General features: G+C 41.9%; 11 protein-coding genes. All 11 read left to right on the top strand.

Translation table 11 applies throughout. From position 1 onward, the window contains the following. The first annotated feature begins 79 nt into the window (after nucleotides 1-79). The 11 genes from BLR82_RS03735 (at nucleotide 80) to BLR82_RS03685 (ending at nucleotide 16,072) form a co-directional block, all read left to right on the top strand. The gene (locus BLR82_RS03735; protein WP_074597641.1) at nucleotides 80-3,283 is read left to right on the top strand and encodes a bacterial Ig-like domain-containing protein; all 3,204 of its coding nucleotides are present in this window, start codon (nucleotides 80-82) and stop codon (nucleotides 3,281-3,283) included. A 369-nt stretch (nucleotides 3,284-3,652) separates the two neighbouring features. Further along, entirely contained in the window at nucleotides 3,653-4,198 is a 546-nt protein-coding gene (locus tag BLR82_RS20715) for a hypothetical protein (RefSeq protein ID WP_074597640.1), read from the top strand. 306 nt (nucleotides 4,199-4,504) lie between these two features. Continuing rightward, the gene (gene iolB / locus BLR82_RS03725) at nucleotides 4,505-5,305 is read left to right on the top strand and encodes a 5-deoxy-glucuronate isomerase (protein WP_074597639.1); all 801 of its coding nucleotides are present in this window, start codon (nucleotides 4,505-4,507) and stop codon (nucleotides 5,303-5,305) included. Between the two features lie 152 nt (nucleotides 5,306-5,457). Further along, a complete protein-coding gene (locus tag BLR82_RS03720) occupies nucleotides 5,458-6,531 on the top strand; it encodes a M24 family metallopeptidase (RefSeq protein WP_074597638.1) in 1,074 nt (357 codons plus the stop codon). Between the two features lie 42 nt (nucleotides 6,532-6,573). Next, a complete protein-coding gene (locus BLR82_RS03715; RefSeq protein ID WP_074597637.1) occupies nucleotides 6,574-7,893 on the top strand; it encodes a hypothetical protein in 1,320 nt (439 codons plus the stop codon). A gap of 83 nt (nucleotides 7,894-7,976) precedes the next feature. Further along, a complete protein-coding gene (locus BLR82_RS03710) occupies nucleotides 7,977-9,701 on the top strand; it encodes a sensor histidine kinase (protein ID WP_074597636.1) in 1,725 nt (574 codons plus the stop codon). 5 nt (nucleotides 9,702-9,706) lie between these two features. Next, entirely contained in the window at nucleotides 9,707-11,272 is a 1,566-nt protein-coding gene (locus BLR82_RS03705) for a response regulator transcription factor (RefSeq protein ID WP_074597635.1), read from the top strand. A 355-nt stretch (nucleotides 11,273-11,627) separates the two neighbouring features. Then, nucleotides 11,628-12,941: an ABC transporter substrate-binding protein gene (locus BLR82_RS03700; protein ID WP_074597634.1), complete on the top strand. Its 1,314-nt coding sequence runs from the start codon at nucleotides 11,628-11,630 to the stop codon at nucleotides 12,939-12,941. A 211-nt stretch (nucleotides 12,942-13,152) separates the two neighbouring features. Next, complete coding sequence (locus tag BLR82_RS03695) at nucleotides 13,153-14,067, top strand: carbohydrate ABC transporter permease (RefSeq protein ID WP_074598258.1); 915 nt, start codon at nucleotides 13,153-13,155, stop codon at nucleotides 14,065-14,067. Between the two features lie 12 nt (nucleotides 14,068-14,079). Then, nucleotides 14,080-14,925 carry a carbohydrate ABC transporter permease gene (locus BLR82_RS03690; RefSeq protein WP_425440885.1) on the top strand — a complete coding sequence of 282 codons (846 nt, stop codon included), beginning with the start codon at nucleotides 14,080-14,082 and terminating at the stop codon, nucleotides 14,923-14,925. Nucleotides 14,926-14,950: 25 nt separating this feature from the next. After that, a complete protein-coding gene (locus tag BLR82_RS03685; RefSeq protein WP_074597632.1) occupies nucleotides 14,951-16,072 on the top strand; it encodes a glycoside hydrolase family 88/105 protein in 1,122 nt (373 codons plus the stop codon). The last annotated feature ends 14 nt before the right edge of the window (nucleotides 16,073-16,086 follow it).

Raw genomic sequence — 16,086 nt, 5'->3', positions numbered from 1 at the left:
TTCCTGTTTCGGATAGGAGGTGAAAGTTCCCCGGTTTGTTTCATGTGGTTGGAAATCAATTTGTTAAGGAGATGAATGAATGAAGAAAAAGTGCTTTCAGTTGCTTCTTGTTTTGGCGTCATGTTTGCTTATTTTCAGCAATATATCCTTTTCGGTTTTAGCAGGATCCAACAAGAGTTCAAACAGTAATGAGTGGCAATTTACTGCTTTCGGATCGAATACGAGTGAGGAAAAAAATCCACCTCCACTTTTTCATGAAGATGGTTCATTCAGCATGGATGCAAAGGGCGGAAAAATTGCCAGTAGCGAAGAAGGGCTGTCATTCTATTTTATGGAACTGCCTGCAGATTCCAATTTTGAATTGCATACAACCGTGAAAATAGATCGATACAGCCCCGGCAGCCAGCGTTCATTTGGACTGATGGTCCGTGATCAGGTGGCTGAAAATGGGGATTCCAGTAAAATTACTACCAACTATTTAGCTGTCGGTGGACTGGATGACCAAATGCGCGGCTTTTATAACCAGGACGGGTTAACCAAAATGAATGCTTTTGGTGGAAGTAATTCACCGGTTACAGGGGAAAGCTATGATTTATCTATTAAAAAATCAGGAGATGCCTATGAGGTTGCTGTAAACGGAGAAGTACAAACAGTTTCCTTAACGAATGGCTTATCGGATAAGCTCTATGCTGGCTTTTATGTTGCACGTGAAGCAGCTGTTACTTTTAAAGACTATTCTTTAGAAGTGGCTGATCCGGTAGCTGATAGTTTACAAGTCGATGCTGAAAATATGAAGCAATCTTATTTAATCGGTGAACAGCTTGATTTAGAAGGACTCGTTGTTACTGCTGTTTATTCGGATGGAAGCAGCGAATTGCTCGACTCAGCTGATTTTTTTGTTACCGGCTTTGACAGCACTACAGCCGGAACCACTTCCATAGTGATACATTACGCAGGGGCCTCGGCAGAATTAAACTTGGAAATCCGGGATTTAGCATTGACTGACCTGCACATCAAATACAATCCGACCAAAACCGACTATTATTTGCAAGATACTTTTGAACCAGATGGACTAGTCATAGAAGCTGAATTTGAAGAAGGATACTTGATTGAAGAAATCAATGAAGAACAATTACAGTTCGTGATTGATGGCGAGATTATCGAACCGGCTCAATATCAATTTAACGAATCAGGCGGCAAGATGGTAATTGTTCAGTCAAAGCAAAACCCTGACATTTCTGTTTCCTTCCATGTCACTGTATCGGATGCTGAACTAACTGGCATAGAGATCCAAAAGGCTCCGATAAAAACGACCTATTATCCGGATGACGAGCTGGACTTGGCAGGATTGATTGTCGAAGCAACATACAGTGATGGTTATGTAGAACGTGTTATGAGAAACCAGCTTACCGCATCAGAAATAGATACGGAAACGTTTGGCAATCAGCAGGTGAACCTATTTTATAAGCAGGCGGAGACAGCCTTTACCATTCAAGTAAAAGAAAAAGAATTACAAGGTTTAAAAGTGATGAGCTACCCAAAAACAACCTACCATATTGGGGATGATTTTAACCCAAGCGGACTTGCAGCAGGAAAACTGTACGATAATCAAGATGTAGAACAAATCAAGGAAACAGATTACCAACTGGATACATCTGCGTTTAATGGTGGAAAAACAGGAGTTTATCCGATTCAAATTATTCCAACTAAAGATGAAATCGACCCTATTAGTTTTGATGTAACAGTTAGAGAACCAATACAACCAGAATGGAAGTCGATTCAGTTCGGGCAATCGACAGGACCAGAGAAAAACTATATCGAACAATTGGATAACGGAGCCATCCGGATAGTAGCCGAGCCAGGTGCCGGAAAAGTTACTGGAGATCATGATGGCATTACGTTCTATTATACAGAAGTTGATGCAGAAGCTGACAATTTCCGCTTATCGGCAGACATAACTGTCAGCGAGTATGCCAAAAGTCCTGCACATGATGGACAGGAATCATTTGGAATCATGGCAAGAGATGCAATTGGAGAGGATGGAGACTCAGGCGTTTTTGCTTCCAATATAGCGGCAATCGGCGGTTTCAGCGGAGGTACTCAGGAAAAAAACGGTACACAGTTGTTTATCCGGACAGGGGTCGAGACATCCGACGGTGCAGGCAGTAATGGCATTCAGAAAATGATGCTGGATGAGGACAAACCGAAACCAGGTAATACGCATCCCGAAAAGGCCTACCGGCTCACCTTGTCCAAGACTAATAGCGGGTTTTCAGGACAAATAAATGACGGGGAAGAGGCTGTCTTTTTTGAACCCGATATTCTGAACGTTCAAGACTCCAAGATATATGTCGGTTTTTATACGGCCCGCCTGGCAGACATCGAAGTTCACGACATGGAATTTGAAGCTACGGATCCGCCTAAAGTGGATCCTCCTGCAGAACCAGTTAACCCGAATTTGGAAGTATTATCAAGAAGTGAAACTTCCGAATCTGCCTATGAGTTACGCTTGAGAGCAAATGTGGATGGATTTGTGACAATCAAACAAGAAGAGGAATCAGTTGCCCGTTTTCATCCTCTTCAAGCGGGAGAAACTTCAGCAATAACAACTGATCTTAACGTCAATCAGGAGAATGATTTTAGTATTTCTTTCGTCCCCGATGATACCCAGTATTTAACTGATTACAAAAAAATCGTAGAAAATTTCACTGTCTCCATGAAAACTTATCGTAGTGGCCAGGACATTCATGTAGCTCCTAACGGGCTGAAAGAGGGAGGCGGAACAAAAGAAAACCCACTTGATCTTGATACTGCTATTGCATTTGTTCAGCCAGGCCAGAAAATCATATTGGCCAACGGCAACTATGTACGTGATCAAAAATTAGAGATTGAAAGATTTAATGACGGTACAGAAGAGGCAAGAAAGTATTTGGTTGCAGAGGAAGGCACGAGACCTGTAATTGACTTTGACAAGCAATCAGAGGGCGTTGTGCTCAGTGGTGACTATTGGCATGTAACTGGTATTGATTTCATCCGATCTGCTGGGAATACAAAGGGATTTACGGTAGGAGGCAACCATAATATCATTGAGCAAAGCCGCTTTTATGAGAACGGTGATACTGGATTGCAAATCAGCCGGACAATTCCGGGAGCATCTAGAGAAGAATGGCCATCTGATAATCTGGTTTTAAACAGTGAATCCTTCGATAACCGGGACCCATCTGACAATAATGCCGACGGATTTGCCGCGAAATTAACCGCAGGAGAAAACAATGTTTTCTGAGGATGTATTGCCCACCATAATATCGATGATGGATGGGATTTATATACAAAGGTTGGTACCGGGGCAATTGGTGCTGTCCTGATAGAGGACAGCATTGCTTACGAGAATGGTACTCTGAGTGACGGCACGGTTGGTGACGGAGATAAAAATGGCTTTAAACTCGGTGGAGAGGGAATCCATGTACCACATATAATCAAGGACAGCATAGCATTTAGCAACGGTGCTGCTGGGTTTACCAGCAACAGCAACCCTGGTGTTATTGCAGAAAACAATGTTGCCTACGATAATGTCGGTGGCAATATCGATTTTTCGACATATGACGGAATTGAATCTGATTTTACCATTAATCGATTTATTTCCTATCAAACAGTGCATACAGTCAGCGATGTTTACCCGGCGGATCTGGCTTCGGAAACGAACTTTTTCTTCGACGGCGAGCAGGCTGAAAATAGTACAGGAGTTAGCCTTACAGACGAGAGTTTTGTTAGTCTGGAACCGGAACTACCTTACCAGCGTGACTCCGAAGGTACTATTATTAAGGGAGATTTTCTTCAATTACAGTTGCCGGCTGAGATTACGCTCAAGCCGTCTGTGATAAAGAAAAAGAAAGATAAAGGGAAAAAATCTGGTAAAAAAGCTCCTAAACTGAATGTATTTATAGAATTTGAAAAAGGTATCGATCTTGAAAAAATAGACATGGAAACAGTCAGACTTGATGGTGATTTAAGTCCCCTTGATCGGAAGCCTGCCAAAATAGGCGACCAGGACAAAGATGGTATGCCTGAATTGAAGCTGCAGTTTTCCAGATCGGCGTTGGCAGCAAAGCTTGAGAAGGGACAACAAACCATCTCGCTTGATGGTGAACTGACTTCTGGACTACCGTTCCATGGACAGGCGGAAATCCTAGTTAAATAGAATAGGTGGCAAAATGAATCAATTCCAGTCCAAGTGATAGGTTTGCTAATTGATACATTTTCTTTACGGACGCCTCAGTTGCGACCTATCCTCCGAGGTGCTAAGACCATCCTCTCTGTGGCAAAGAACGTCACGTCAAGGCTGGTCTTAAGTCTGTCGGAGGTCCACAGGATGTGGCGGATTTAGCCTGTATTTCTTTAAACAGGCACTTGCGCTTTTACTGTAGAAACAAAAAGACTTGAAAATCATCAGAATATTATATAAAATAAAATAACAACGTTGTTATAATGAAGGAGAGGATTTCAGGTGGAGCGTTTTATTAAGGCTGCAGATCAAAAAGGATATCGCGATATTTTTTCAGAGGACTATGAGCTCTTGGATTATTTGGCATTTGGTAAAATAATACTGGATAAAGGAGAGAGCTTTTCAGCAGACACTTCATCTTATGAAACTGCTTTAGTTATACTGACAGGAACGGCTTCCATCGCCGCGGAAGGAGAAAACTGGAAGCAGCTGGGCGGAAGAGAAAGCGTTTTCTCCGGGAAGGCTACGACCGTTTATGTGCCGTGCCAGTCTTCTTATCAAATAACCGCTGATACCGATGTGCAAATAGCAGTTTGTAAAGTAAAAGCTGAAAATAAGTATCAGCCTTTTGTCGTCCTACCGGATGAAGTTGTCGTACATAAGCGCGGTGAAAAGCAATGGAATCGTACTGTGAACGATATTATTGCGGATAATGCAGACGGAAGAGTCCACCGAATGGTTCTTGGAGAAACAATAAACGATGCTGGTCAATGGTCAGGTTATCCACCGCATAAACACGATGGAGAATTTGCGCCGGAAGAACCTAATCTGGAAGAAATTTATCACTATCAGGTAAACCCGGAACAGGGATTCGGGGTGCAGCATCATTATACGAAAGATGGAAAAATCGATACAGCATATCCGATAAGACATGGTGACAGCTTTGCAATCGATATTGGTTATCACCCAGTTGGAGCTGCTGGCGGTTACCAAGTTTATTACTTATGGTTCATGGCTGGAGAGTCCGGCCGGGAATTAAATCCTTATGAAGATCCTCATCACAAGTGGCTGCATCACCATTAAACAGGAGGGGAAAATAACGTGAACAGGGAGGAGAGTGGTTGCCTCCCTGTTTTATTTGAAGGATGTATAGTCTTTCTGTCTATCATCCAAGCTCTATAATAAAGGTTTGTCGATGCACATAGACATGCCGTTAACCAGAAAGGACTGAAAAAATGGTTGAAAACAGGAAAGTCCACCGGTTGCGTGAGATGTTAACAGCAGTTAATAAAACCGGCTTATTGCTGACCTTACAAAAAAATATTTCTTGGCTGACAAATGGGCGAAGTTTTATCAACACAGCATCGGAGAAATCACCGGCACATATTCTTGTGACGAAAGAGAAGATAGGACTATTTGTAAACAATATAGAAGCGGAACGTTTGATCGAAGAGGAGTTTGATTTGGAATTCGATTATACGGAAGTATTTCCCTGGTACGAACCAAAGCAGTTTGAGTTGCTGCTTTCTAACTATGTAGATAAACAAGATCTTTTATTCGATCTTCAGGTAGAAGAACAGTTACTGCAGATACGAACCATTTTGACAGGGGAAGATCGGAAAGAAGTTCGAGAACAGGGGACACTTACAGGTGAAGCGGTTGAACAGGTTGCTTTTGAACTCAAACAAGGGGAAAGTGAGTATCAACTTGCCGGACGACTGGCCAAGTGCTGTCTCGAAAGGGGACTGGAACCAATTGTGAATCTGGCAGCGGTGGATGATCGTACCTTCAAACGTCGTCATCCCCTTCCAACCTCCAATCGATTGGAACGTTATGCTATGTTGGTTGTTTGCACAAGAAAGAAGGGAAAGATAGTATCCGCCTCCCGACTTGTTCACTTTGGCGAACCATCTGACACTATAAAAGAGCGGCACCGTGGGGTAATTGCGGTGGATTCCCGTTTAATCGCATCCACTGAACCGGGAGTTGATTTTCATACTCTTTATGAGCTGATGCAGACTGCGTACAGCGATGCAGGCTACCCAGAAGAGTGGAGATATCACCATCAGGGAGGTCTTACTGGATATAACACGAGAGAAAAACTGCTATTGCCTGATCACGCAGATTGTGTTGTGCAGACAGGGCAGGTTTTTGCCTGGAATCCGAGTATTGCTGGAGTCAAATCAGAAGATACCATCCTTGTTGGGGAAGACGGGAGTGAAAATGTCAGCTATACGGGGAATTATCCGATGTTGGAAGTAAAAGCAGGGAATAAAGTCGTCGAACGACCGGATATCCTGATTCGTTGACCAGCTGAAAGCGACAGAAATAGGAAAGAAGGGCGGCTTGAAGTGAGTAAACAATCTGATCGATTCGGCTACAAGCAACTGGCAGGATTTTTTATTCCGCTTGGGTTTTCAGCAAGTTTGACATCAATCACGCATGTGATCATTAATGGTACATTAAGTCGTGGCGAAGATGCAGCATTTATTATAGCCTGTTACGCGGTGGCGTTTTCTTTGTTTGGAATCATAGAGCGACCCGTTATTGTTTTTCGGCAGACATGTTCCGCTTTGGTGAATGACAGGCTCGCATTCCGTAAGTTGTGCCTGATCATGGTCTATATACTTGCCGCCATTATCGGATTAAGTATGGTAATGGCCTTCAGCTCGATTGGTGACTGGGTATATATTCAATTTTTTAATGCAGATGAGAATATGATTCACACTATTTCAGAGGCTTTTACAGTAATTGCGTTGGTAATTATTTTTTCGGGGATACGCGGTATATATCAAGGAATCATCATCAATCACTTGCAGACAAAGTGGCTCACCATCGGTGTCGTCATCCGTCTGGTGGCTATGTTTGTCATTGCTTATTTGTTTGTTGAGTTTGATTATGTGAAAAGCGTTTCCGGTTCGATTATTTTTTTGACAGGGATGATTATGGAGTGTGGTATCAGTGTCTGGAAAGGTAAACAAATTCTAGCAACCCACTATCCGAAACAGGTTGAGCATCTTGCGATGAGAGAGATATTTCAATTTTACATGCCGCTGGTCTTTTACTTTCTTATCCAAACGATATTAATTCCTATCATCTACATATTCTTGTCTAAAACGGAAAACATTGAATTGGGGATTGCATCCTTTGCTCTTGCTTACAGTATTACCCAGATGCTATTGAGCTTCTTTATGTATACGCATCAACTTGTCCTGCAATTATACCAAACGAATAAACAGAAGGTTGTACGGTTTATGGGAGCAGTCAGTTTACTGCCGACATTGCTACTTTTATTGCTCTGTTATACACAAGCTGGTTATTGGTTCATGGAAACAATCATGGGAGCAAATGGGGAACTTGCCATGTCAACACTGGCAGTGATGAAGTTTTTCATCGTTAAAACGCTCGTATTTCCATGGGTTGACTTCTTAAATGGATTTCTTATGTTGCACCGGCAAACGAGAAAAATGCTCATTGCCCAGCTTTTGAATTTGACCACTGTTGTTCTGAGTATTTGGCTGTTTGTCCGGCTATTCCCAGCATGGAACGGCATCAGTGGTTCTCTTGCTGCATCGGTAGGGGAATTTGCCGGTCTAATTATGGTATGCATGATTATTTACCAAATGACAAGAAAAGCAAAACGGCAAAAGCAGGGTAGGAAAGCAGGATAATAAAATAGGGAGAAATCTACCTAACCAGTCCGATGAAAGATGCTATAATAATAGAAAATGTAAACGCTCAACAGGGGGATGTTATGCGATTTCGTCCTTTTTACAGCAGTATTAAAATAAAAAATAAAATATTTTCGATTTCCTTACTGCTTTTATTGATTTTTTGCATAATCGGAATGATTACTTACCATTATTTTACCCAGCTATACGAAGAGAGGATCTATCAGGAGTCTGCTGACATGCTGCAATTGTCTTCTACTGTCATCGATGAAGAATTGAAAAAAATTGAAAATCTGACCTTCCAAGTCAGCACGGATTCTCTCGTTCAAGAATATATGGAGACAATCAACGAGCGAAAACTGGGATTTGAAGATTATAAAACAAAAGCAAACTTGTTGGAGCGGCTGCTTACGTTTGCTTCGAGTGAAAGGTACATATCTTCCATCCAGGTGATTGACCGGTTTGGGGAGAAGTACACGACTGGTTACGATACAAAAGTAGAAAACGATGCGGAAAAAATAAGCAAACTTGTGTATGCGTCACAAGGTTCCAATACGTGGTCTAAGATAGAAGGGAAAAACGGGATTTCGGCAGCAAGGCTGATCCGGAGAAAGGAAAATGTCAGTCTTGCCGATATGGGGATCCTTATCATTTCAGTGGATATGAACAAATTTGTTGACCAGACACTTGACTTTTCTAAAAACAAAAATTTCATCATAACCAACGGTGAAGAAATTTATTACCAAAACAAGGAGAACGGGCTGGATGTACAAGAGCTGCCTGACAACATAAATGATAACGGTTACAAGATTGTGGATTTTTCTGGTGAAGACTATTTACTCACTTATAAACATTCTCGTTTTTCCAAACTCACTTACTTTCATCTACTCCCATTCAATGATATTACCAAACAGTCTCAAACAATTAAACGGATTATGATCATTTGTTTTCTGTTCATGCTTACGTTGACAATCCTACTAAGCAGAAAGGCTGCAGAGAATATATCTAAACCTTTGGAAGAATTGTCGGCAAGGATGAAGCAAGTCCAGGAGGGTGATTTTGAAGAACAAGCTACCGTTCCGGAAAAATACTATAATGACGAGGTTGGCCAGCTCCACGTCAATTTCCGTTCAATGCTGGACAAAATCAATCAACTCATCAAAGAAAACTACACGAAACAGTTGATTATCAAAGAAACGGAATATAAAGCACTGCAGGCGCAAATTAATCCCCATTTTCTTTACAATACACTGGATTCAATCAATTGGCTCGCCAAAATCAACCAGCAGGAAAAAATCTCGGTCATGGCCGAAGCGCTTGGCAATATGATGCGCAACATAATCAGCAAGAAGGCAGCGATGATCACCATAAAGGAAGAATTAGAGATTGTTAACAATTATGTCACCATCCAAAAGTATCGTTATGAAAACAGATTGGAATTTTCGCTTTGCGATGGGGAAGTATTCGAGGATTGTCAAATTCCAAAGTTGACGATCCAGCCTATAGTTGAAAACGCGATTCAGCATGGATTGGAAGAAATGATAGCACCATGCAGGGTCAACATTCGTTTTAAGCGTATGGATGATAAATTGCACATCATTGTTGAAGATAACGGTCCGGGAATCGAAGAGAGTAAACTGGAAGGAATTTATAAAGGGGAAATACGATCGAAAAGCTCGGGAATAGGATTGAAAAACATAAACGAGCGCATCAAACTAATGTTTGGTGAGGGTTACGGCATCACGATTGAGAGCCAAGTGGATCAAGGGACAAAGGTGAATATATTAATTCCGAATATGGTGGGGTGAGGAGTTTGTATCGTGTACTGTTGGTCGACGACGAGATTAATATTCTGGAGGGTATAGCCGCACTAGTTGACTGGTCTGGTTGCAAAACATTCCTACAAGTAAAAGCATCGAATGGTCAAATGGCTTATGAGCTGATTAGGGAAAATCGGCCTGACATCGTTATTACAGATATTAAAATGCCTGGAATGAATGGGGTGGAATTGATTCAGCAAGTACATCGTCAATATCCAGACATTCGTTTTATTGTCTTATCTGGATATGATGAATTTGAATTTGCTAAAACAGCAATGGAGTGTAATGTTAAGCACTATTTATTAAAGCCGAGCAATGAAAAGAAAATCGAGGATGCACTAAGGCAAGTAGTGGACGAACTGGATGAACAAAATCAGAAACAGGATTTTTTAGAAAAAATGAGAAGTCACTTACAAAAAGTAATGCCAAAAGCGAAAGAGCAATTTCTGAAAGATTATATCACAAATAAAAGCTACAGCCTTCAGGATTGGGAAACTTACAGTCAAATGTTCGGCCTGCAAACCACTTCCGAACTATTTCGGCTACTAGTATTAGTTGTTGATGGAACACATGAATACGAACAGCAATTTGCCTTGAAGGAAATGGTCACCGAACGGATCGAGAAACTGCAGTCTGTTCCTATGTCCACCACCATCGGTGAACGGATTGTTCTCATGCTGGAAGATATTCCGGTGAAGGATTTGTCGGAATATATAAAGGAAATGAAAAAGACCTATAAAGGTTTTTATCAAAAGACGTTTACAACGGCAATCAGTAACTCAGGAACGATCAATGAATTGAGGATGTTATACAACGAAGCGATCAATTGTCTGACTCAGCGTTTTTATCTTGCCAACGGCAGCATTATCACGGTCCAGGATATAGGGAAGGCGGACGATGCCAGATTTAAAGACTTGCAATACGATCATGAAGACTTGCTGCTGGCAGTCCGGAGTGGTAATACAGAAGCGATGCGCCAATATTTGAGTGATTTTTTTGAAGATATTCATAGTCGTAAACTTGAGGTGGGATTGGTGAAATCCCATTGTCTGGAATTATATATGTCCATCATACGGCAAGCAGACCAGGAAGATATGGATCGATACTTTCAACAAATCATTCTATTTCAACAACACAACCGTTTTTCGGAGATAAAACAATATATCAGTGACATTGCAGAAGAAATCACGGCTTATCATTATGAGCGGACAAAACAAACCCAGACAAATATCATTAGCAGGGTCATCAGTTATGTGGAAGCTAATCTTGCTGAAGAGGAGATGTCGCTCTCCAAAATTGCTTCTGATGTACTATATATGAACCCTGACTATTTAGGTAAGCTGTTCAAGAAGGAGAAGGGAGAACGTTTTTCGAACTTTTTGATTAACCGGAGACTGGAAAAGGCAAAAAGGTTAATTGTGGAGACAGACCATGTCAAAGTATTCGAAGTCGCAGAAGCAGTAGGCTTCGGTAATAATCCGCGTTATTTCGGGCAGGTTTTCAAAAAACATACAGGAATGACACCTACCGAATATAAAATGCATTCCATAAAAAACTAGGGCTGGACCAGCAAAGGACCAGTCCATTTTTTAATCATTACTCTGTAAACTTTCTCTTTCCTGCAATCATTATATATAGCGAACTCCATTTATCCAGACTTCCCTGAAGCGTGTAAATTCATCGTTACGGAAATAACCTGCGCTTTCCGAGGGCGGCTGGAAAACTTCCTCATATTCAATTTCAATCTTCTGCGTTGCTAAAAATGATGTTTCAGAAAATAATCTTTTGATAAATGATCATATCTGTTTTTTGTACATAAATGTCTGAAAATTTTATTTTTTACAAACAAGGCTTGCATTATGATGGAATTAAGTTTTAGAAAGCGCTTTCAAAGACAAAGGGGAGATGTGAAAAATGAAGAAAAGTTTGTTATGGAGTTTAGGTTTGTCGTTGGCCTTAATTTTGTTCTTATCTGCATGTTCTGGATCGGATGAAGCTTCGGGAGAGGGCGGAAGTGATGACAGTGGAGAAGACGGGGATGAAGTGACACTAAGGATGACTTGGTGGGGATCTCAAAGCCGGCATGACCAAACACAGGAAATTATCAAGAAGTTTGAGGAAGAAAACCCGGACATCAAGATTGAGGCGGAATTTACCGGATTTGACGGTTATTTTGAAAAAATGGCAGCACAGGCTGCCGGTAATAATCTGCCGGATATTATGCAGCAAAACTTCGGAGAATACCTAAATCAATATGCAGATAAGGGGTTGCTTGCGGACTTAACTGAATACGTGGAAAGTGGCCAAATCAATGTAGAGGGTGTAAGTGACACTGTAATGGAATCCGGTAAAAAGGAAGGGAAATTGCTTGGAATTCCTACAGGGACAAATGCATTAACAGCCTTTTACAACACCGATATGTTGGAAGAAGCAGGTGCGGAAATTCCTGATGAAAACTGGACGTGGGACGATTATGTTGCTACTGCGAGAAAGGTACACGAAGAGACAGGAGAATTCGGTGCAAGGTTAATGGAACCGAAGAATTTATTTGAATATTACTTGCGAGAAAAAGGTTATAAGTTATTCAACGAGGACGGCACAGATTTAGGATATGATGATGACCAGCTGCTTGCTGATTATTTTACTCTGAATAAACAGCTGGTAGATGACGGAGTAGCACCAGGTTATGATACCATCCAGCAAATAAAAGGGGTCGAGGATGAATTAATTGTCCATGGAAAAGCACCTTTTGATTTCCGTTGGTCCAACCAGGCAACCGCATTGACCAGTGCTGCGGGGGATCGCAATTTAGAGATGACATTGTTGCCAGGGGCAAACAATACGGATGGAATGTATTTAAAACCAGCCATGCTATGGTCTGTTAGTGAAAACTCAGAGCATAAGGAAGAAGCAGTACGCTTTATCGATTTCTTTACTAATAACATTGAAGTTTACAAAATCGGCGGATCTGACAGAGGGGTTCCGATTAAAGAAGAAATTCGTAACCAGATGGCAGATGACTTAAGCGAGACGGATAAGAAGGTATTCGATTACATTGAATTGGTAACAGAGAAAAGCTCTCCTATCGATTCCAACTTCCCGCCTGAGTCTTCTGAAGTATTAGCCGCTTTGGAGGAAGTCGATGAGCTTGTTATGTATGGAGAATTATCCCCAGAAGAAGGCGCAGCTCAGTTTAGAGAGAAAGCAACATCGATTTTGAACAGGTAAGAAAAAAGAGATGGCCCTGAGCGAGGTGATCAGGGCCATCTTCTTGGTTTGATTATTTCAATTGTTCACTACCGGCGATTGTCGGATAAACATAATGTATGTTGAATCTCTTCAATAATACACAAAAGAGGTGAGGGCTATGTTACCGAAAAGAGAAGAGCAAACCACAACAACCGTACCCGAAGTGTCTTCCGAACCCAAGTTTAAGCAGATGGAGCCGCTCAAGCCTGCCCGGCGTAATGTGAAGAAAGACAACCGTAACACGACTGGTTATTTGTTCATATCACCGTTTTTGCTGGGATTTTTTACGTTGACTATCTTTCCGATTTTGTATTCCTTGTATTTATCTTTCACTGACTACGACTTGATGGGAACACCCAGCTGGATTGGACTCGATAACTATGTACGGATGTTTACCGATGATCCAACCTTTTGGAAGTCAATGAAAGTGACCTTTTTTTATGCAGGGATAGCCGTTCCAATCCGTCTCGTTTTCGCACTCCTGGTAGCGATGGCTTTGAATAAAATCGTGGAGATGGTCGGCCTGTACAGGACACTTCTCTATTTGCCCTCTGTGGTAGGGGGCAGTATCGCCGTATCGATTATGTGGCGACAACTTTTCGGGAATGAAGGTGCAGTCAACTCGATTTTAGGTGCCCTGGGATTACCGACCCACTCCTGGTTGGGGGATCCTGACACGGCAATTTGGACCTTGATCGTACTATACGGGTGGCAGTTTGGTTCGTCGATGTTGATTTTTCTTGCTGGTCTTCGCAACATACCGAAAACGTATTACGAAGCTTCGAGTGTTGATGGCGCTGGACCGGTTAAACAATTTTTCATCATCACCATACCGTTACTGACGCCAGTTATTTTGTTCAACACAATTATGCAGGTAATCCAGGGATTCATGGCCTTTACACCGAGTTTTGTCGTAACTAATGGCGGACCAGTCAACAGTACGTTGCTATATGTCCTATATATGTACCAGCGCGCGTTTGAATACTTTGATATGGGATATGCGTCTGCTATGGCTTGGGTAATGCTTGTCATTATTGCCATTTTCACTGCGCTTATTTTCAAGAGTTCACCACACTGGGTTCATTATGAATCCGACAATAAATAAGGAAAGGAGAAGTTGGCCATGAAAAATAAAAAATGGAAAAAGATAGTGCAGCATACGATCATGATTGTGTTCACGCTGATTATGATTTATCCACTCGTATGGATGGTCAGCAGTTCTCTGAAGGAGAGCTCCAGTGTGTTTGTCGACGCCCATTCCTTGATACCCGAAGGCTGGCATTTTGAAAATTATATCACTGGTTGGAAAGGCTTTGGCGGAATCTCCTTCAGCACGTTCTTTATCAATTCGGCAATCATTTCTGTGGTGGCTACTATCGGTAGTATATTATCTTCAACATTGATTGCCTACGGTTTTGCCAGGGTGAAATTTGCCGGAAAGAACATATGGTTTGTTTGTATGATGCTCACGATGATGCTGCCATTTGAAATGGTAATGATTCCTCAGTATATCATGTTCAACAAATTTAACTGGATTGATACGTATTTACCGTTGATATTGCCGACCTTCTTCGGAATCCCATTTTTTATCTTTTTAATCATGCAGTTTATCCGGACGATACCGACGGAACTAGATGAAGCAGCGAAAATAGATGGATGTAATAGTTTTCAAATATTCTATCGAATTATTGTGCCGCTGATTGTACCTGCAATGATGACTTCGGCGATTTTCTCTTTTTATTGGAGATGGGATGATTTCATGGGGCCGCTGATCTATCTATCAACACCAGAAAAGTACCCGGTTTCCCTGGCATTGAAGCTTTTTTCAGATCCTAACTCTGTTACAAATTGGGGAGCGATGTTTGCGATGTCAACGCTTAGCATCGTGCCGATATTTGTGATTTTCTTCCTCTTCCAGCGCTACATTGTCGATGGAATCAGTACGAGTGGATTAAAATCATAACAATGATGAGAAGGAGAGATTTGTGATGGTGACAACCAATCAACCAAAAACCGTTAATCCCTTAAAAACACCGTTGGACTGGGCAAAGGCTGCATGTGATTCTCTTATGGCTGCTTATAAACCTTCCGAATTACCGCCTGACGGCCGCTGGCATTACCATCAAGGTGTGTTTCTGGAGAGTATGCGGCAGTTGAAAGAACGCACTGGCGGAGAGGACTATCAAAAATATATAAAAGCCTATGTTGATTATAATATTGATGAAAATGGAAACTTCTTGTGGAATCGCAAAGAACTGGATGCCATTCAAGCTGGTTTGCTGTTATTTGAATTGGATGAGCAAACGGATGATTCCCGTTATCGGACGGCCGCTGGTAAATTGCGTAACATGTTTCCCACTTTGAACCGCACATCGGACGGCGGTTTTTGGCATAAGGACGGCTATCCCTATCAAATGTGGCTCGATGGTCTGTACATGGGCGGTGTTTTCGCCATGAATTACAGTAAAAAATACGATGAGCCGGAACTGCTGGAAATGGTCTTGGAACAAGAGCGGTTAATGAGAAAACATACGAGGGATCAACAGACCGGTTTATACCACCATGCCTGGGATGAAAGCAGACAGCAGCCTTGGGCGGATAAAGAAACAGGAAAATCCCCTGAATTCTGGGGAAGAGCTATCGGCTGGTATGGCATCACGTTTAATGAAATCCTTGATTTTCTACCACAACATCATGCATCTCGAGTCGAGTTGTCTTCTGCATTGCGTGATTTAGCGGTAAGCCTGGTCGGTTATCAGGACGATGAAACAGGGTTATGGCACCAAGTGGTAGATAAACCTGGGCATCCTGGTAACTGGATTGAAACTTCTTGTTCTGCACTGTTCGTCTATACAATTGCACGAGCAATCCGGGGTGGGCATCTTGACGAAAGTTACCTTCCATATGCAGAGAAAGGATACAGGGGATTGATCCAGCGCATGAAGTTTGATCCTAACGGCCGGTTTATCATGCCGGAAATATGCATCGGGACCGGTGTGGGAGATTATCAACACTATATCAATCGTCCAAAGACAGAAAACGATTTACATGGGGTCGGTGCTTTTGTACTGGCTAGTATTGAAATGCAAGACCTGTTGCCGGCCTTGTAAATAGTAGATGTGGA

The sequence above is a fragment of the Sediminibacillus halophilus genome (genome assembly GCF_900103695.1).
In the GTDB taxonomy this organism is placed as follows: Bacteria; Bacillota; Bacilli; order Bacillales; family Amphibacillaceae; genus Sediminibacillus; species Sediminibacillus halophilus.
Note: the sequence above shows the minus strand (reverse complement) of the source record. Positions and strands in the feature narration are given on the sequence as shown.